We start from the raw sequence: 20,206 nt of genomic DNA, 5'->3' as shown, positions 1-20,206 counted from the left end.
ATAGATTGGACGTTTATTCATTTTGAAGCAAAGTAAGAGAGAGAAATACGATGAAAAAATTATTATTAGCAACGTCTTTAGTCGCTATATCATCATCAGCAATAGCTGCCAATACTTCTGTATTGTTAGATACGGCGGTAACAGATACTTTAACGGTTACTGCGAAATATGTAACACCAATTGCAGTTGGTTTAGATACATCAACAATCGATTTTGGGGATGTTTGGACAGATTCGGTTATTGATACTGAGGCAGTTGTCGCTACCGTGACGGGTGAAATTGGTGAGACATTTACTTATAGCGTTGAAACCGATGGAACTTTGGCGCAACTAACCGGTGACATTACCGGCACGACGGTAGCTTTTGTCACTTCGGATACAACACAAGTGCTTAACTTTAATGTTGGTCTAAATACAGCTAATGCCGCAACAGCTGGAACTATCAGTGAGACGATTACTGTCTCTGTCAACTATGACGCTATAGCAGATACAACCAGAACATAAGAATCATTATTATTGGGCAGCCTAATGGCTGCCCTCTTTAACTTGGTTGTCCATCAATGAACAAACTTTTATTTTTACTAATGTTTATCTATTCAGCATCAGCTTTTTCGTTGGAAATTATCGCCGTGCAAAATGCCGAACTACAAAACCTCTACCTTTATAACGGTAGCCGTCTAACGGTTTACCCTGAAGAGGGAGCCCTTATCTCTTTGCAAGGCAGGGCCAATAAACGCGTTAAATTGGATATTACGCAAAGTGGTGTTATCTATTTTGCACCGGGGATCAGAATTGTAGACCTTCATGCAAAAGACCCCATTATCACCCTAAATAAGTACGGTGAGGGAGAATTTGCTATTGGTTTTTCGCTACGAGGAGAAAAGCACGTGAGCGGTAACTATCAAAAATCAATTAAATATCAAGTGAGCTATGTTGATTAAGTTGATTACGTCGACTGAGTTATGAAGTTTATAACGTTTTAACTAACGCTTAATAAAATAAAAGAAGGGCACTATGACCTTATCTGCAGGCAAGTCTCTTTGCAAAAAACATCCTACAAGCCGCCCCCTTTTTTCTGAATGCACTGTGCACCGTTTTATCGTTTTTATGGCGCTTCCTTCAATGCGCTGCAGCTTATAAAGATGTTAATTAAATACAGTTTCATTTTATTTTATCTACTATGAAAAAAACAGCAATGATATTGATCAGTGTTTTACTGGTCGTGATATGCAGCTTGGGGCTTTTTAAGCCTGCTGTTGCCGACACGCAAGATGACTACTTTAACAATATGATCACCCTTAAGGTAGGCCGCTACCTGAAGCTAGAATTCTATGAAGTAAAAAGCGATTTTGATGGCGGCATTTATCTCGATGTCAATGATTTTCTGGCAATGACCGAGCTTAGCCAATATAGCCAACTTACTATCGAAGGCGAAAATATACATCTCCATATGGCAGGCAGTCTGTTTGACGATACAAAAGCAAGGCACATCAATAAAGAAGTAAAAAATCTCAATATTATAATCATAAACGAGCGCCTATATTTTGATAAACAGGCCATCAGTGACTTGTTTCCCCTCAAGTCAATAAAGTGGCTGCCAGAGAGCTATACATTGGCAATAATACCGGATTTTAATCTGCCGCTGGACTATCAGGTCGCAGCACAAAAAAGAAAGCGCGCCATCGAAGAAGACAAAAATAGCCAAGAAAAGCTTCAACAGACCGACTTTTTTATGCCAAAAGACAGAAGACTAGTCGATCTCGGTATGCTTAAGCTGCGCTATGACATAGATGATATGAGTACTTATTTTAAAAACGGCGCGCAACAAAACAAGGGAGATGTGGAAGCAGAATATAGCTCGCAGCTACTTTACGGCGATTTTAATATTAGACACAACATTTATGCCACAGGCGAGTTACAAGATATCAGTCTGAAATACCCTTATATCTTTAAAGATAAGACGGTCACTATTGGTGACACTTTTATACAGAAAAACGATATTCTGGGCTACAACACTAGGATCCGTGGTTTATCGTTAAGTGACAACGATTACACAGTTAATCGTTCAGGTAGGGACGTCACCATCAGGGGCAAAGCACCCAGAAATGCCGTGGTCGAAGTCTATCAAAACGGCAAAGTAGCTGATTATCAGCGTATTGAGGGAAGCGAGTATCAGTTCACATTAGAGATGAGAAGTAACAACGATGCGTTCAAAATAAAAATATATGACCGCAACGGGGTCTTGCTCGAAGACAGAAGTGTCAATGTTATGCAGGGCCGTGATTTTCTAAGTCAAGGCGCATGGGACTATAACTTTTTCTATGGCCAAAACCCGCAGGGAGAGAATAAAGCCTGGGACGACCAAAAATTCGGCATCGCTTATGGTGTGACCAATAATCTAACGTATGCCTTTGACTATTATGACATGCGTAATGAAGACAAGCTTTATCAATACGGTAAGCACATGGCGGGATACCGCTTTTCAAATTTAGTTGTTCCCTTAGTGACTAAGGTTTCCTATTATGATTCACTTTTAGACGATAGTGAGGGCTATATTGCTGAGATAAAAAGTGAGTTATTTTCTCATAAATTATCATACAGTTATGAGCGTTATAGTCATGAATTGGCTCAAGATGAAAACAAGGACAGTTATCAGGAAGCTGAGATGAGCGGCAATTATGGCAGAAGTGATTATTTTTTCAGATTTTCTAGTAAAAAATTCCAGGACAGAACAGAAAGTATTTACGATAGCGGACTTAGCTATGATGTCAGCAAAGCAATACGCATTAATGTAGATCTAGGTAAAACTGTACGCAAACAAAATCAGCGCCAGTCTAATTACACAGGAGAAATAGGCTTTGATTATAACCAGGGAGATTTCACCTACAACGTCGACGCGAGGTATAATCAGCGCCGTGACGCTAAGTGGCAGTATACCGCTAGGCTAAGAAAGAGGCTGCGTCAGAATAGTAACTACGCCTATCAACTTGAGGTAAGTTATGATGAAAGCGATGATGTGCGTCTAGAAATGTCTTTTGAATATAAATTTAACGACTTTTTAAAAACAGATGCGAACTATAGGAGTAACAGAGAACAACAATACAAAGTCAGAGCTAGCTACGAAACGGTGATCAATTTGAAAAAACCATTTGTAGCTAATAATACAAAATATCCTGATAGTGGCTATGTTGAGGGCACCATTTTTGTTGATAAAAATGCCAATGGCAAAAAGGATAACGATGAAGTGCCTATTGTGGGTGTAGGAGTGGGCATAGGTCAAAATAAAGTAGAGACCAACAGCTCAGGTATTTTTTACCTCAGTGATGTACAGCCATATAGAAGGAATGAATTGCATTATGATTATTCCGGTATCATGATCGATCCGACTCTTACAGCGGATCGTGATCAAACAGTAACGCTGCTGCCAGCATCAGGTAAAAAAATATCTGTTGGACTTGTTCCCTTATCCTTGATCATGGGGTCAATCCTCCTACCAGAAGCAGAAGATAAAATAACTAAGAAGTTTTTTAGCTATGTTGAAATAGTTGTTGAAAAAAATAACGACTATTACACCAGCATAACTCCTGAGTATGACGGTTTCTATGTCTTACAAGACCTAGAACCGGGAAAATATAAGCTGAAAATAAATTACTTGGGCAGCGAAACCATCGCACTCGAAGAAGAAATCCTTAGCGTGGTCGTTCTCTCGGGAGAGACTGGCGATTTTTATGAGGGACTTGATTTTACGGTTTCCGAAATCAAAAAATAATCGACCTGTGATGAAGCTTGAACCGTAACCCAGTCAATGCACTTGAAGGCCAATAATAATAAAATAACGAACGTTTTACTTATCGGTTTATTAGTTGGCTTTACTGCATTATGAGTGTTGATAGCCACTACTTGGTTGAATTAATCCGACTCATTGCTACGTTTAAAGGGTATAAATGCAACGACACCCCAAAGAAACGTTAATCCCCATAGCAATAAAAGCTTATCCATTATTTGATAGAGTGTCGCCCCCATCTGATTAGCAGCGACAAAAGCTTGGATCGCAGGTGTGCTTGGAAATAATGATGATAGCCAAATAATAGGGCTTGGAATAATTTCAAGTGGCCAAATAACACCCGCAGAAAATATAAGCGGCATTGAGCTTATCAGGACCACAAAAGTAACCAATTCGCGTCTTGGTAAAATCGCGCCTAACCAGATACCAATAAAGCAAGTTGAGAATAAAAACGGCATCAAAATAGCCAACATTGTGGGTATATCAGCAAGCCGATTAATCCCATACATTTCAAAACCGACACCAAAGTAATATAAGCTTAAAAAGACATAAATACCGACTAACGTTATGCTTCGTACAGCAAAAATCTGACCTGAACCATATTGACGCCAATACCCGTGGCCTGATTTTTGTGTTCCTCCCATTAATCCTGCTGCCATTGCTAAGGTTTGTTGCAAAATAAGCACAAATACCGCAGGAAGAACATAATGTATATAGCCCATACCGGGGTTAAACGTGGGTTTCATATTTAATTTTACGGAAGATACATGGTTACTTGCGTAATCTGCAGGCAGACCTTGTGTTAATAAATGCGATACTTTTATTTTTGCCGCTAATGTGCCACCAGCATTCGCCAATCCTTCTATTATAGTACCGTATACCAAAAAGAAAGAAGCGTCTCCTGCATAAGCTAATACAGGACTTTTTCCAAGTAATAGGTCTTTGTAAAAATGTTCGGGAATAACGAGAATACCGCTAATGCCACTAATACCATCATTGCTATGTGTTAACAGGGCATCTTCTGCCGCTTTAATTGAATGATCCCTTTGCACCACTGTAATTTGCGGTGTTGCATCCACCATTCGTTCTAATTGGTAACTTGCCTGGCTTCTATCCAAATTAACGATACTGATGTTTTGTTCTCTGGGCGTCTGATTCGCATAAGGCAGTGGATATAAAAATGAATAGAAAATCACGCCAGCAAACATGGTTAACACCACAGCAGAATTGCCCATTATTGCTTTAATTTCAAGCATCAGTAATGCAAGCTTCTTCATACGGCAAGCTCCTTCATACGGCACGCTCCTTCATACACCAAGCTCTGTCATACGATGAGCTCACTGCTATTACGCCGTTTTGTTATCAACAAGTAAGTTAGGAATAAAGGCAGTAAATAGCCAAACATGGGCAATAATTGCGTCAATGCGACTATCCAAGAAACACCGTAGCTAACCTGACTCACTTGCACTTCAATATAGTGACTAATAGGTAATAAATTTCGCCAAATCAGGGCGGCGGTATTCATGTCAGTAACCGGAAAGGTGATACCCATAAATGCGAAACTGGGTGCCGTAAACGCGCCAGCTACACTGATTGCTCTGGCAGCATCATGTGTTAGAAAATAAAAAAATGCGCCCATGATCATACACGCTATACAGGTGACAAATTGAGCAAACAGTAAAGCCACAAAACTGCCATTCATTGGCCAATCAAAGCCAACATAAAACCAAAGTAAAAAAAGTGCCCCGTGCAGCAGAAACAACGGTATATAAAAACTCAAGGTAGTCATCACCTGCCCTACGGATAATCTAGTTGCCCTGGAGGCAGCGCTTTTATTGGCGGCATTGGCAGTGATAATTAATATCGTGCCAGCAACAATAAAAATTTGCCAGAGCGCGGGAATAATGGCGGAAACAAGAAACTGCGTATAGTTGGTGTTTTTATTAAATAACGGCGTAATTTGAGTTCTTATAGTCAACGCTCTGCCCATGGCACTCTGCGTTGTAGTATTGCCATCAGAAAGAGATCCCAATACCTCTATTTGTGCATTAGCGGTGCCTACGGCGCTAATAATCGCTGAGCTGACTAACTTGCCAACTAAAATATATTGGCTGTTATAAAAGGCCGAAATTTGTGGTGATTGTCCTCTATAAATATCTCGATCAAATTGCCCAGGAATAACAACATATGCATAAATATCGCCGCTGATTAAGGCATTTTTTGCTTGGCTTACATCTGAATATTTGTCATTAACTGCCAGGGTTGCACTGGCATCTAATTGGCGACTGATTGTTCTGGACAATTGACTGTGAGATAAATCAACAACACCTATAGGCAAATCGCGGGCAGTGCCGTGAAAAAATATTGCCCAAATAGAAAGAGCCAATAAAATAGGTACCCAAGTAAGGCAAGAGAATAACCACTTATCTCGGTAAAACAGTTGCCATTGTGTTCGAAAAGTCATTGCTTTTTTCCACTTAAATTAACTTAGAGTTCTACCACCACACTCATACCCATGCGTAAATTCTCAATTGACTCAACCGGCCTGGCTTCAACTTCAAAGGTACGTAAATCAAAACCTTGTGTCGCGTCTGTAGAGCGCCATGTAGCAAAATCGCCCATTACGGCGATGTGCGACACTTCAAAAACGATACGCTTATCTAAAGCAGGGAGATAAGCGGTAAAACGCATTCCTTTTTCAAAGTTGTTTAGTAAATCTTCTCGCACATTCAACACCGCCCAAGCGTCTTTTGTATCGATTACAGTGACAACTGGAAATCCTTGCGGCGCGAGTTCTCCGCTGTTCAGTAAGACCTGCGAAACTTCACCGTTAAACCAACTGGTTATTTTTGTATCCGCTGCAGAAGCTTGCACTTCTGCTACAACGCCTGCGGCCATTATCTCTTTCTGTTGGGCTGCCACTTTGGTTTCTTCACGCACGCCTTCTTGCATTAATTGGTACATTTGAAATGCCGCATTCTCGGTATATTTTGCTGCCTGTTGCTGCGTATTGGCCTCATCTCTTTTTTGTTCGGCAACAACACCATCATTGTATAAATTATTAATACGTTGGTAGGTTTTTTCCATTAATTGTGCATCTGCTTTTGCTGTTAACCATTGGTCTTTTGATGCCTGAATTTGTTGTGTTCTGGCACCTTTTTCTGCTTCTTTCGCCATGGCGCCAGCGGCTTTTTGTCCAGCAATGGCTTGATCAAGTTTCGCTGTAATTTCAGGGCTAAATAATGTAAATATCAATTGTGACTTGTTTACTATATCCCCTTTTCGCACCAACACTTGGTCAATCCGACCCGATACTTTGGAGGAAATACTATATTGTTGAGCTTGAATTTGACCTTGAAGGCGGACAGGCTGAGGTTGATACGCTTGATAGAAACGAAAACATAACCAGCCGATTAATAACACGACTGCCAATACCATTACGCCAAGTTTTATCTTTTTCATAGTGTCCTTCTATTCCTGAATGTCTGTTGATAAGGCTGTATTTTGATAATGCGTAAACGTATTCATTTCACCACTTAATGCAAGCAGTTTGGTCAATGAGCTTATATATTGAAATCGAGCAACAGATTGTTGGGTTTGGATACTCGATAGGTATAGCTCAGCATCAACAACATCAAGTGAATTAGACAGTCCTTGGGTAAATCCTTTTTTGCGCAAAACTAGGTTTTCTTTTGCTAACGCTAAACTGGAATCAAGCCCAATAACTTCTTCAATCGCTTGTTGCGCCTCAAGGTAGGTTTTTTTAACTAACACTTTCAAGTCTTGTTTAGCTTGTGCTTTTAAATATTGAACTTGATACACCGCGCTGTGCGCTGCCTTGACGTTATCAGAGCGACCCGAATTATCAAATAACGTGACCTTTACACCTATTCCTATAAACCAATCAGGCTTCAGCTCGCTGGTTAATGAGTCTTCTTCATAAACATTATAATCACCGTATAAAAACACATCAGGATAGTATTTACTTTTTTCAGCTGCGATTAAACTGCTCGCTTGTGTCTTTTTAGAGTCAAGGATATGTAAACCAGGATAAGTGTTAAGTGTTTTCTCGATAAAGCGATGCATTGATGGAATAGTACTATTGATAAAAAGTGTGTCTTTGGGCAGGACAACCGCTTCCTGATTTAAGATTTGAGTTAGCGCTGATGACGTAATATCTAAATCTTTTTGCGCTTTCTTGTAATCGACATGCGCTTTATCCAAAGAGGCTTCTGCTTGTAAACGCTCGATTCGGGCGACCTGCCCCTGTTCTTCGAGTTTTATGGCAAAATCAAGATGCTGTTTAAGGCCTATTTCAACATTTTTTCTGGTTTTTAGTACGTCTTGAGCCAATAGAACTGAGAAATAATATTGACTAAGTTCCTCGAATCGAACATGGGTCTCCATACCAAGTTGACCTTGCGCTTCATCGAATTGCCCTTTTGCCGCATTTTGAGCTGCTGTTATTTTACCGCCCGTATAAATGGGCCAAATGACACGCACAGATGAAGAATACACATCTTTATCTTCAATCGTTGAGGTAAGCCCGGCAAGACTCTCTGAAATTTGACTGCCTAACAACGTTATATCATCGTTTAGGCGAGTGTAATTAACACCTAATGAAACTGAAGGTAGGTTCAGATCATTTTTAGCTTGTTGTAGATACCTGTAACGGTCAACATTAGCGGACTGAGCAGCCAAAGAATTATTACTTTTCTGAAGTAACTTCCAAGCGTCTGAAAATGAAAGGTGACTTGCCTGTGCTTCAGCAGAGTGAGCGCTTGGCATATTTACCAAAAATAACCAAAAAAATAGTCCGAAAAATAAGAGTGAAATCTTCAGTTTCATGTTTCGCGCATTCTCCTAAATATTTATCAATTCCATAATATCACGTAATGCAACTTCACCTTGTAGGTAAAACAAATATAATAAGAAATTCAGAGGCTTAACAACCCCAGTATTGACTCATATCAATTTTTATGGCGGACCGCTTATATCATTTCTTGATCCACTGTCCATTACTGCGCAGATAATGGCCAGCCTCAGTTTTATCATACGCTTTTTTAGCAGCGAGTGATTCTACCTGTCTCAAGGTAATGCTGTTTTTAGTCGCCAGTTCCTGATATTTGGCTTTACGTTTTGCGTTGATATCAGTAATTAATGTCATGACTTCAGTGCTCATAACAACCGCTCCTAGGTAACCATTCTCCTGTTCACCTACTAAGCCCGTTGCTTTTGCAGAATCAAGCTCAATTGCAAAAGCGGCAGCGCTAAATAGAATGGCGGCAAGCAGTAGCGTTTTTAAAATTGTTATCGTTTTCATGTTTTACTCCTAAAATAATTCGCTGTCGTCACTGAAAATATCATCCAGTTCCTTGTCAACTTTGACCCGGATTTCGTGATCTATTTTGACATTAATATTGATAGTGATGGGCTCTTTTGTTTCAAGCTGTACCGTATGAGTACATGCACTTAAGAGCACAAAACCGCAGGTTATGGCTAAGATTCTCACGTTTATTTTCCTTTTTCCAAGTAGCGTTTTTCAATTCGTTTTTCAATAGAGTCTTGTATTGAGCTGGTTATTCTAAGGGATTTTAACAAGGTAAATATATTTTCTTTATGACCATAATTAAATATCACTTCTTGCTCCTTATCCGGATTACGTCCGGCGATGGAGAGTTCTAAATCCAACCAGCCATCAGAAGCTAATTCGACTTTGCTGGATAGTTGGCGATACTCAACGTTTTGCAAAAATGATAGCTCTTTCTGCTGACTTTTAATTAAATCAAAGGCCGCATTATCCTGTATTGTCAGTTTCCCCGGGCCATCGCTGGTAAGCATGCCATGTTGAATAATTCCCTCCTCATAGCCAAACTGAAAAGGTAATATGCCGGACATTTCTCCAGTCACCTTTATGCCTTGCTGCTTTTGCAGCGCCGCTATATCGGCTAAGTCTACGCCGCTTACGCTGATATTAGTGCGCTGCTTTCTGCCATCAAGCCATAGGTCGGTGACTTTAAAAGTGCCACCAATAAGTTCACCTTCAGCCGATTCAAGTTTCGCTACGTTATCAACAATATTCACAAGCAATGTAACTTTACTGATTGGCACACCAACATTAATTTCCTCTATGTTAATTTTGCCACGAGTTAGCTGAAGCCCAGCTGAATTGAAACTGAAACCTTCATTTAATTGCAGGAAAAGCACCTCAAAATCATCATATGTTAAACTGTTATCCGTCAATTTCAACGAGCCAGAATAATTTGAAGATGAAAACGTGCCTGAAACTTCACTGCTGAAGGTACCTGCCAATAACTGTACTTTGCTATTGAATTGATTAACTAGCTTTTGTAAGGACTTAATTTGCTGCTCCGCCATCTGCACCTTGACGTCTTTTTCTGTATGAATAATCTGCATACTTAAACCAGATCCCAACTGAAGGTTATGCTTACCCAACATTCCCATGGTCGGCAGATTGGCGCTTAACTCATGCTCAAAAGTTAGCTTATTGAGTTTTTTATCGTTGTAGCTAATACCCTCCAGTGTAGATCGCCCAATTAACTGCAGCCCACTGTCCGCTGTGATAACAACATCACTGGTATTGATAAGGTTAACCAGCTTTGTCTGCGCAACAATTACATCCGGGATCTTGTTGACTAGTTTAATTTGCCACGTTTTAGCAGCCGAATGTGACATCTGCCAATCGGTCGTTATCTCACTGAGCTGGATTGTAGGGCCCAATTTTGATGTGCTTTCAATGCCGCTTATATGTTGCAGACCAGACAGCGACAAGTCGAGCTGATCAGTATTTGAAAACGAGACTCGATAGTTAAATGAGTTCGTCAGCCGATCTGCAATGGCCCACCGAGTAGCTGGCGCACTAACCTCCATTTCTGCTGTTCCAGATATCATAGTCCCTTTATTATCGTTTCTGGTCACTTTCCCATTTGAGGTGAGCGCTACTTCACCGTTTAACGCCAGCTTATCATTTCGCAGATCAACCAAACTCGAGGCCAGATCGAATGCGTAATCCAATGATAAACTTTGATCAAATCCGAGTTCAATAGCTGATAGTTTCACTACCGGATTTAGCTGAAATTCAGGCAGGAATAATTCGACGCTGTTGGTTAATAAAGCATTCCCTTTTATAATGAGGGGCTGTGTTGCGGTTAAAAGTGCATTGCCTATTTTAAGGCCCTTTAGCTGCGCTGGTATAAGCTGGCATTCTGCCAGATCTGCTGATATTGGAAAGTTACTGGCATCAACGCGTGCCTCAAGATGAGGCAATGTCAGATCAATTAGCAGTTTACCTTTAGCCTCAATGCTAATGGGACAACTTTCGAGTTTAATTTGCGGTTTAATGTGCAAACTATGTGACGTTTCAATACGCTTTCCCGCCATCGCAAATTGGCTTTCTATCTTGGTATTAATCAAAGCCTGCCAGTTCAGGCGTTGGTGCAAAATTTGTGTTTTTTCCTGCAACAGTTGGCTTTGCTTGATGACTCGGCTCGGTGTCCAGTTTATCGTTCCCTGCAGTGTGCCATCAAGGTAGTCTGCAGTTGCGTTAACATCGCCTGACAGCATAAAATTCGACGCTGAACTTTGTTCTAAAGCAAACTCCAATGGCTGCTGCAAAAAATATGACTGAAGGTTAATCGACTTAATGGTAATCCGAGGCAGGTTAGCAGGCAAAGCGATATTGGGCAGTTCCAGCGAAACTGGGGCAGCGCCTACTTGAATGTCGGTATTTTTATGATTAATCCGCAGTTTACCGATATTCAAGCGACTCTCTTTACGTCGCCAGTTATCTAAAAACCAGTTGGCTTGATGCATTTCAATATCGACAGACTGAGTATTGAGGCACAGCTCATTGATAGACAGCGTGGGCGACAAACCTATATCAAATTTAAGGCAGGTAACTTGCGCATCTTTTGGCAAGTAGTCTGCAATTATCCACTTGGCGAGTGATACTCTAAACACATAGCCGCTCAGCAGGGTCACGAGTACCAAAACAGCAATACTTAGCAGTGCTATTACCCCTCCCCTAAGCCAACGCATTTGTAAGGACGTATTCAGATTAAATCCCGTTTAAAAATAAAATGTCACCCGAGTTAATTCATTTAAAGATAATATCATGTAAAGCTATATCTGAGTATCACACGACTATCGCGACTTTTTGACTGTAAGCAGACACTGCAGCGTCAATCTTGCCGGTGGCAAATAGCCTTTTCTTGTGTGGTTTGTGAATTAGCGCGTACCAAAAATTTTATCACCAGCGTCACCCAATCCAGGCAAAATATAGCCCTGGTCATTCAGTCGCTCGTCAATAGCGGCAACATATATATCAACATCAGAATGTGCTTTGATAACGGCTTCTATACCCTCTGGGGCTGCTACCAAAAATAAACCCAAAATATGCTTACAACCTTTGCTTTTAAGTAAATCAATTGTCGCGATTAAGGTGCCACCGGTGGCCAACATTGGGTCCACAATCAAAGCAATGCGTGAGTCAATATCACTAACTACTTTGTCGAAATAAGCCACCGGCTGCAGCGTTTCCTCATCTCGATATACGCCTACCACACTAATTTTGGCATTAGGAACCAAGCTCAAAACACCATCCAGCATGCCTAAACCCGCCCGTAAAATAGGCACTACTGTTATTTTTTTACCTTTAATTTGGTTGACCGAAATAGACTCACCTGCCCACCCTTTAATCTCGATATCTTCGACTTGTAGCTCACGCGTAGCCTCATATGTGAGCAAGTTAGCGACTTCACTCGCGAGTTCTCTAAAATCTTTACTACTGACACCATAAGCGCGCATCAAACCAATTTTATGTTGAATGAGCGGGTGTTTTATTTCATAGACTGACATGGTAATCCCTTTACTAAAACAGGTATTTGATGTTGATAAGGATACTGGTAAAAAATCACCGAAACAAACACCATGATTTCTACTGATATGAAGATGTATGTTATCTCAAAATATGAATTAATCATCTCAATTATTTATATCGATTATTTAAGCGCCTAGGCGCAGCGCTTTTTTCTTACAACTATTAGGATTTTCACCCATATTCCCGATGGATACTCTTCATTGTTGTACCTAGTGAGTTGTGGAAACTACCTAACTCGATTTGCAATGTAAGTTGAGAGCTTTAGTTACACCCGAGAACATGACCAATATGCTTACATCGGTATTCGTTACTTCGTTGTCTTAAATGAGGTGTGGCGATTTAACCCGCGATTTAACCCTACCTTCGCTTTTGGTATCAATCTGACGTAAAAAGCGAATTACGTGATCGACATCAATAATAAATATAGCAGTGCATGTAGAGTAAAAGTTTGCTCGGAGAACCTTGCATGCATGACATTGCATTATTGGCTATTATTTGGACGTCAGTTTTTGCTGCTTCTTATCTCGCTCATAAAACACGTTTAACGCCAGTTCTGTGGTACTTATCCTGCGGTGCTTTGTTAGTCAATGTCGGTATATTACCTCAAGTTATGCCCGTTTTTATTGTCGATTTTGCTGAATTAGGCATTATCATTATTATGTTTGCATTGGGCTTTGAAGAAAACACCAGCCACTTTATAAAAGGTATAAAACGCAGTTGGGGAATTGCCCTTTTCGGCGCATTGGCCCCATTTTCTATTGGATATTTGTTTGCAGATATCGTTTGGCGCGATACTAACACCTCTTTATTTGTTGGTTTAGCAATGACTGCAACTGCTGTGTCTCTAACCATGGTTTCTCTTAAAAGCGAGGGGCTGAACAATACGCCTGCTGCTACTGGCATTATGACGTCAGCAGTGCTTGACGATATTGCGTCACTTGCATTAGTTGCTATCTTGGTGCCAACTGCCATTGGTAAAACAGGCGTTTCGAGTTTCGGAATACTGTTGGTTTTCGGTAAGGCAACTGCATTTTTCGTTATTGTTACTTTTATGGGTGCTTGGTTGTTTCCTGCGAGCAATGGCCTCGCTGCCAAAATTCCGTTTTTAGGTCAACTTAATTTATGTTCGGTGTTATCCATGGCTAAGGGTGAATACACTGTACTCGCTCTATTGTTGATTGCGGTGTTGGTCAGCTTACTTGCTCATGAGTTTGGCTTTCATCCAGCTGTAGGCGCATATATGGCCGGTCTTATTATAAAAAAGGAATATTTTGATTTTAATCAAAACGATGAACGCGATCACTACAAGCATGCGCGCGAAGTCATTGACAACGTCGCGTTTTCTTGGATAGGTCCTGTGTTTTTTGTCGCATTAGGCACTAAACTGATTTTTGACGCTACCCTATTCATCTCTGTCCTACCTTACGTCATCATCTTATTCATCGGTTTGTTTGTTGGTCAGGTTTTATCGGCAGCACTAGCTGCACGCTATACGGGCGACTTTGATTGGCCATCGAGTTGGATGATAGGTTTTGGTATGTTAGGTCGCGCCGAATTGGCATTTGTCGTGCTCGATATCGCTTACGTGCAGCATAACATTATATCGATAGAGGTCTTTTACACGCTTATACTAGTTGCCTTTTTACTTAATCTATCCGTACCACTTTGCATCCACTGGCATAAGAAAAATTTAAAATTTGAGAGTTAATGAGGTATAGGATCATCAGCAGATATGAACCATACAAAATTTTAAGCTGCATATAGCTTAATTGTATAGTTCAGGAATAGTGTGCATGTTTTCGTCACTTGTAACATATGCAATGTCTTTTTTTGCAGTTAAATCAGAACTAAGGCTAACGTGCTTTCGATACGGCCCACTAGAGTGGATCTGGCGATGCTGTACTTTTGCTCAAATACAGCCGCTTAGGAAAGCTAGCGGCAATAAAAGTAGTCTTAGAGCGAATGCGATAGCCAACACAATAAGCGGCTCAAGATTTTCACCCTGATTATAATTTGGCAAAAATATAAAGATAAAAAGTCCGAGAGATACCGCTAATGTAATGTAAAAATATTTTATGGATTGCACCTTTTCTTTAGCTAGGCTTTTTTGCTCCTCGAGGTCGGGTGGTATTGTCATCTCTTCCTGTATATTCGGTAAATCATGTTTATCATTGTTCTGGCTTTTTAAATCATTCACGTCTATTTCAAACACGGCGGCCAAAGATTTTAGGGTTTCGAAGCCGACACTTTCGCCTTTTTCAATACGCTGAATAGTACGAACATTTAGTCCACTTAATTGCGCGAGTTGCTCTTGGGACCAACTTTTATGTAACCTTAATATTTTCACTTGCATATCTCTTTCCTGTTATAGTTAAGGTAAGTATAAATTAAACTTTTCTTGTCGGTAGCGACTTATACATGACAAAAGCCCGACAGTTTAATAAATTCAATGACCTATATTTTATCCTATTCATAAAACAAGACATATTTGTCGGCACAATATACGTAGACCCATAAGCTCGATGTCTTCTGTCGAATGGTTTGGCTCTATTCGTAAACTAACAGCACTGACCTGAACGAACAAAGCATAGTCTATTTAAGGACTGAAAGCCTCTATGTGGGCTCGCTAAATAGAATGCCAATCAAATAAAATTCAAGGGGGCAGAGCTTCTTGCTCAGATCATGTTTAGAGTTTACTCTTTCTATGGTAGCTTATTTAATGTTGATAATAAGAGCAATGACACTGATAGCTCAGGACATCTCTGGTGTTATCTAGATTGAAGCCAACAGTTTCAATCACACGCTCCAATTGTAGGATTTGGTCAAAAAAGTTTTATAACCAAATTAACAGGTGCGCATACGCGTTTTGTGGTTCTTAAATTGTTTTATGGATGAGGTGGCAATGTCGGGTAATCAATTCGAAGTATTTAGTGAGTCGCTTTTAAATCTAGTAAAAGGGAAAGCCCTTTACAGTGGCAACTCCATGGATTCTTTTCAAGAGATCACAGAAGCTGCATCGCATACCTTGAATGTCGAACGAGCAAGTATTTGGATGTATTCACAGGATCGTTCAAGTATTAAAAGCGTGGACCTTTATGAGCAAACACCGGATCATCATTCAAAGGGTGACGAGCTTTCAAAAGTTCAATTCCCTGCCTATTTTACCGCCATGGCCGAAGAACGCTTCATAGATGCACACGAGGCGCATAGCGACTCACGCACAATTGAGTTTTCTAAAGACTACTTGAGCCGACTTGGGATTGAATCAATGCTAGACGCTCCAATTCGTTTTGGAGGCCAGACAATAGGCGTTATATGTTTGGAGCATATAGGTAAATTTCGGACTTGGAGTTCCCAGGAAATAACCTATATCAGTTCGCTAGCAGACCTTGTGTCCCATGCAGTTGAAGCCCAAAAACGCTCTATAGCGGAAGCAGCGCTCTTAGAAAGTGAAGCAAGATATCGGAGCCTTGTAGAGAACATTCCCGATATTTTGTTTAAAACAACGTTAAAGGGGGAAATCACTTATGTTTCACCCTCAGTATTCTCTGTTGCAGGTTATAGCGTAGACGAAGCAATAGGGATTAGCTTAGCAGAGGAAATTTATGTCGAGCCCAAAGATAGAGAATTATTTCTTGCGAAAATTCTGAAAAATGGATTTATTAAGAATTTTGAAGCTCAATTACGCCGCAAAGATGGTTCACAATGGTGGGGCTCCGCAACAGCGCAGTTAGTGAAAGGGGATGACGGCGGTGTTTTAGGTATTGAGGGGCTCTTAAGAGATATTTCGGTGCAAAAAACTGCACTGGATGAGCTCAGCTATCAGGCTATCCATGACCGTTTAACCGGCTTAGTTAATCGTTACGAATTTGAGAAACGGGTAAGTCACTTACTGGCTGATATTCAGGATAGCGATGATTGCCATGCCATGTGTTTCATGGATTTAGACCAATTCAAGGTCGTCAATGATACCTCTGGTCACGTTGCAGGAGATGCATTACTGCATAAACTTGGACAGCTATTGAGATGCACCATCAGCAAACGCTACACGCTAGCGCGGCTTGGCGGCGACGAATTTGGTGTTTTAATGGAGCATTGTACGCTCGACGAAGCTCACGAAGTTGCTGATGAAATTCTTCAGGCTGTCACTGACTATCAGTTTCGCTGGGAGGATAAGGTGTTTCGAATAGGCGTCAGCATAGGTCTTGTTGCAATTACCAAAACAAGTACTGATTTTACGGAATTATTTCGGCAAGCAGATGCTGCCTGCTATGTCGCGAAAGATATGGGCCGCAATCGTATTCATGCTTACCATATTGACGGTGCAGAACTGGCAGTTCGGCATCGTGATATAAATTGGGTTGGGCGAATTAATCAAGCCTTAGCTGAGGACCGTTTTTGCCTTTATGCGCAACCTATTGTTCCACTCGATGGCAGTAACCACAGACACTATGAGTTATTGATAAGAATGTTAGATGAACAGGGAGAAATTATTCTTCCAGGCGCATTTTTGCCGGCAGCAGAGCGATATAACCTTATCGAAAAATTAGATGAATGGGTTGTTAGATACGCCTGTGTATTTCTAGCTGAGCATTCTCAGTTTTTCACACAGATTGATTTTGTGACCATCAATTTATCGGGACCATCATTAACTAATCGATCTTTTCTGCAATCTATATTACGCGTTTTTGAAGAAACTGGAGTGTCGCCCAGCATGGTATGTTTTGAAATCACTGAAACAGTCGCCATTTCAAATCTGGACTTGGCCATTGCTTTTATTAAAACCTTAAAAGAGTCTGGTTTTCGCTTTGCTTTGGATGATTTTGGTAGTGGTATATCGTCCTTTGGATATCTGAAAAACTTACCAGTAGATTATTTGAAAATTGACGGCATGTTCGTCAAGGGTATTGTGGATGATCCTATTGACTATGCAATGGTCAAATCGATTAACGAAATTGGACAAGTCATGGGAATGCAGACTATTGCAGAGTTTGTTGAAAATGATGAAATCAAAGACAGACTCATTCTACTTGGCGTAAATTGTGGTCAGGGATATGGCCTCGGGAAACCAAAACCACTGAAAGATTTAGTTAATCAAATTTTTTAAAGACGAACATACTGTGGATGCTATTTAGTTCCCACTTAACCTGATAGAACCTTATATATGCAGGTCTCCTTAGAGGGATTTATTCTTACAGCTCGCAACATAGAACACCACGGTAAGACCTATATTGAATGTTGGTTTATTACTGAAAATGGTGTGCTAAAGGCACTCTCAAATAAACAACAAGGGCTGTTTTTTATTCATCAGCGTGACCACGTGAAAGCGACGCTGCTTCTACGTAAAAGTGGAATTGAACATAGCTATAATCCCTTATCTTTAAAAACGTTTGAACATCGAGCTGTGGGTGGTTTGTACTTTGATAAAAACAATTCACTTTACAGAGCAAAAACACTGCTTAAGCAGAATCAAATTAGTTGTTTCGAGGATGATATACGATTAACTGAACGTTATTTGATGGAGCGATTTATTTATGGCAGCGCGGCTTTTACAGGCAAACAAGTCCCAGGCAAACCAGCAGAGTTGACTGATATGCAATGCAAACCCAGTCAATTTGTGCCAAAGTTTAGTCTGTTGTCAATTGATATCGAATGCAGTGAACGTGGAGAACTATTCTCAATTGGCCTCGCCAGCGATACCTACAAGTGTGTATTGATGATTGGGGAAGCACAAGCAGCCCATGCTTGGATCCAGTGGTTAGATAATGAAAAAACCCTGCTGCAGCAGTTTGTTCAACAGGTGAGCAAAATCGATCCCGATATTATTGTTGGGTGGAACGTGGTTAATTTTGATTTTCGATTGCTGATTAAACGCGCCGCGTTGCATAAAGTTGAATTGTCGTTGGGGCGGGATAGTCAGCCCATTTTATGGCGAGATGCTAGAAATGAAGTTAATCAGGGTTTTGTATCTATGCCTGGTCGAGTGGTTGTGGATGGCATAGATGCGCTAAAAACGGCTACTTATCAGTTTGACAGTTTTAGCTTAGAAAATGTTGCTCAAACGTTATTAGGTAAAGGTAAGAAGACCGAAGACGTCGACGACAGGCTTGCCCAGATCGTACACGACTTTAAACATAACAAAATCAAACTAGCAGAATACAATCTGCAAGATTGCCAGTTAGTGTTAGCTATTTTTGAACACACTAAAGTGCTAGATTTTCTTACTTTACGCAGTCAGTTAACCGGCCTTGAGTTAGACAGAATGGGCGGCTCGGTAGCGGCTTTTATCAATTTATATTTACCTAAACTTCATAGGTCAGGATATATCGCACCTAACCGACCAAAGGATGGCGGTTTAGCCAGCCCTGGGGGGTATGTGATGAATTCCAAACCTGGCTTATACCAACATGTATTGGTACTGGATTTTAAGAGCCTTTATCCGTCCATTATGCGCACTTTTAAAATCGACCCACTCGGATTAGTGGAAGGATTGACATCCCCAGATGAGGCGATTGAAGGTTACCGCGGCGCCAAATTCAGTCGTGATAAACACTTCTTACCAGAGATTATTACCTCGCTCTGGGAGCAGCGTGATGCCGCAAAAAAAAATCAAGATGCAGCTCGTAGTCAGGCGATAAAAATTTTGATGAATTCGTTTTATGGTGTATTGGGTTCAGGTGGTTGCCCGTTTTACGACACCCGTTTAGCGAGTTCAATCACGCTGCGTGGCCATGACATCATGCAAACCACCGCGAAGTGGATTGAACAAGCGGGTTACCAAGTGATTTATGGCGATACCGACTCTACCTTTGTGTGGTTGGAAGGGCAATACAGTAATCAACAAGCGAACCAGATTGGCCAATCCTTAGCCTTAACGATAAATCAAAAATGGCAAGATAACATCAAGCTGGAACATCAATTATCGTGTGAGTTAGAAATTGAGTTTGAAACCCATTTTAGCCAATTTTTAATGCCTACTATTCGGGGGTCAGAACTAGGCAGCAAAAAACGTTATGCCGGATTAAAAACCACAAAAGAGGGTGACGAACTCATATTTAAAGGTTTGGAAACGGTTCGCTCAGATTGGACACAACTGGCTAAAAGTTTTCAGCTTACGTTATATAAAATGGTTTTTGCAGGGCAGAATGTTAACGATTATCTGCTGCAGATCATCGCAGATACTCGCTCAGGGAAGCTAAACGAGCAGCTAGTCTATCGCAAACGTATTCGTCGTAGATTGGATCTTTATGTGAAAAACGTGCCGCCCCACGTTAAAGCAGCAAGGCTAGCCGATCAACAAAATAAGGCATTCGGTAAAACACTCAAATATCAACACAAAGGTTGGATATCTTATGTGATCACTGTCAAGGGCCCACAACCAATAGAATACCTAAGCAGCAAAATAGATTATGACCATTACGTAGATAAACAGATCAAACCCATAGCCGAGGGAATTTTACCCTTTATAGGTTTATCCTTCGAAGACATCACCAGCCAACAGATGGACTTGTTTTAGAAGCGACT

16 protein-coding genes are annotated in these 20,206 nt (G+C 40.7%); 7 read left to right on the top strand and 9 right to left on the bottom strand.

Features of this window, described 5'->3' with window-relative positions; all coding sequences use genetic code 11:
• Positions 1 to 50 precede the first annotated feature (50 nt).
• The 3 genes from CXF81_RS02275 to CXF81_RS02265 all read left to right on the top strand — a co-directional run bounded on the left by CXF81_RS02275 (position 51) and on the right by CXF81_RS02265 (position 3,768).
• Positions 51 to 503 (top strand): hypothetical protein, encoded by a 453-nt coding sequence (locus CXF81_RS02275; protein WP_101179720.1) that lies wholly within the window; start codon positions 51 to 53, stop codon positions 501 to 503.
• 56 nt (positions 504 to 559) lie between these two features.
• Positions 560 to 940 (top strand): hypothetical protein, encoded by a 381-nt coding sequence (locus CXF81_RS02270; RefSeq protein WP_101179718.1) that lies wholly within the window; start codon positions 560 to 562, stop codon positions 938 to 940.
• A gap of 254 nt (positions 941 to 1,194) precedes the next feature.
• Positions 1,195 to 3,768 carry a hypothetical protein gene (locus CXF81_RS02265; RefSeq protein ID WP_232771749.1) on the top strand — a complete coding sequence of 858 codons (2,574 nt, stop codon included), beginning with the start codon at positions 1,195 to 1,197 and terminating at the stop codon, positions 3,766 to 3,768.
• 140 nt (positions 3,769 to 3,908) lie between these two features.
• Here the strand turns inward: CXF81_RS02265 and CXF81_RS02260 are convergent, their stop codons facing one another.
• From CXF81_RS02260 to upp, 8 genes are all read right to left on the bottom strand, one after another.
• Positions 3,909 to 5,060, bottom strand: coding sequence for an ABC transporter permease (locus CXF81_RS02260; RefSeq protein WP_101179716.1), 1,152 nt, complete (start codon positions 5,058 to 5,060; stop codon positions 3,909 to 3,911).
• A 47-nt stretch (positions 5,061 to 5,107) separates the two neighbouring features.
• A complete protein-coding gene (locus CXF81_RS02255) occupies positions 5,108 to 6,247 on the bottom strand; it encodes an ABC transporter permease (RefSeq protein ID WP_101179714.1) in 1,140 nt (379 codons plus the stop codon).
• A gap of 23 nt (positions 6,248 to 6,270) precedes the next feature.
• Positions 6,271 to 7,245, bottom strand: a complete 975-nt coding sequence (locus CXF81_RS02250) for an HlyD family secretion protein (RefSeq protein ID WP_101179712.1) — start codon at positions 7,243 to 7,245, stop codon at positions 6,271 to 6,273.
• A gap of 9 nt (positions 7,246 to 7,254) precedes the next feature.
• Complete coding sequence (locus CXF81_RS02245; RefSeq protein WP_101179710.1) at positions 7,255 to 8,631, bottom strand: TolC family protein; 1,377 nt, start codon at positions 8,629 to 8,631, stop codon at positions 7,255 to 7,257.
• 148 nt (positions 8,632 to 8,779) lie between these two features.
• Positions 8,780 to 9,106, bottom strand: coding sequence for a YdbL family protein (locus CXF81_RS02240; RefSeq protein WP_101179708.1), 327 nt, complete (start codon positions 9,104 to 9,106; stop codon positions 8,780 to 8,782).
• Positions 9,107 to 9,115: 9 nt separating this feature from the next.
• Positions 9,116 to 9,295: a YnbE family lipoprotein gene (locus tag CXF81_RS02235; RefSeq protein ID WP_101179706.1), complete on the bottom strand. Its 180-nt coding sequence runs from the start codon at positions 9,293 to 9,295 to the stop codon at positions 9,116 to 9,118.
• 2 nt (positions 9,296 to 9,297) lie between these two features.
• On the bottom strand, positions 9,298 to 11,841 hold the full coding sequence (locus CXF81_RS02230) for a YdbH domain-containing protein (protein WP_232771748.1): 2,544 nt from the start codon (positions 11,839 to 11,841) through the stop codon (positions 9,298 to 9,300).
• 189 nt (positions 11,842 to 12,030) lie between these two features.
• The gene (gene upp, locus CXF81_RS02225) at positions 12,031 to 12,660 is read right to left on the bottom strand and encodes a uracil phosphoribosyltransferase (RefSeq protein ID WP_101179704.1); all 630 of its coding nucleotides are present in this window, start codon (positions 12,658 to 12,660) and stop codon (positions 12,031 to 12,033) included.
• Between the two features lie 488 nt (positions 12,661 to 13,148).
• Between upp and CXF81_RS02220 the strand changes: the two genes are divergently transcribed.
• Both CXF81_RS02220 and CXF81_RS20580 read left to right on the top strand, forming a co-directional pair.
• On the top strand, positions 13,149 to 14,390 hold the full coding sequence (locus CXF81_RS02220) for a cation:proton antiporter (RefSeq protein WP_101179702.1): 1,242 nt from the start codon (positions 13,149 to 13,151) through the stop codon (positions 14,388 to 14,390).
• Positions 14,391 to 14,475: 85 nt separating this feature from the next.
• Positions 14,476 to 14,688: a DUF418 domain-containing protein gene (locus CXF81_RS20580; RefSeq protein WP_101179700.1), complete on the top strand. Its 213-nt coding sequence runs from the start codon at positions 14,476 to 14,478 to the stop codon at positions 14,686 to 14,688.
• Here CXF81_RS20580 and CXF81_RS02210 read toward each other — a convergent pair.
• The gene (locus CXF81_RS02210; RefSeq protein WP_101179698.1) at positions 14,592 to 15,035 is read right to left on the bottom strand and encodes a helix-turn-helix domain-containing protein; all 444 of its coding nucleotides are present in this window, start codon (positions 15,033 to 15,035) and stop codon (positions 14,592 to 14,594) included. The genes CXF81_RS20580 and CXF81_RS02210 overlap by 97 nt on opposite strands.
• A gap of 549 nt (positions 15,036 to 15,584) precedes the next feature.
• Between CXF81_RS02210 and CXF81_RS02205 the strand changes: the two genes are divergently transcribed.
• Positions 15,585 to 17,789 (top strand): EAL domain-containing protein, encoded by a 2,205-nt coding sequence (locus CXF81_RS02205; RefSeq protein ID WP_232771747.1) that lies wholly within the window; start codon positions 15,585 to 15,587, stop codon positions 17,787 to 17,789.
• Positions 17,790 to 17,846: 57 nt separating this feature from the next.
• Positions 17,847 to 20,198, top strand: a complete 2,352-nt coding sequence (locus tag CXF81_RS02200; RefSeq protein ID WP_101179694.1) for a DNA polymerase II — start codon at positions 17,847 to 17,849, stop codon at positions 20,196 to 20,198.
• Positions 20,199 to 20,206 lie beyond the last annotated feature (8 nt).

The organism is Glaciecola sp. 33A, from assembly GCF_002836745.1.
In the GTDB taxonomy this organism is placed as follows: Bacteria; Pseudomonadota; Gammaproteobacteria; order Enterobacterales; family Alteromonadaceae; genus Glaciecola.
The sequence above is the reverse complement of the archived record's forward strand: the minus strand, read 5'-3'. Positions and strand labels throughout refer to the sequence as shown.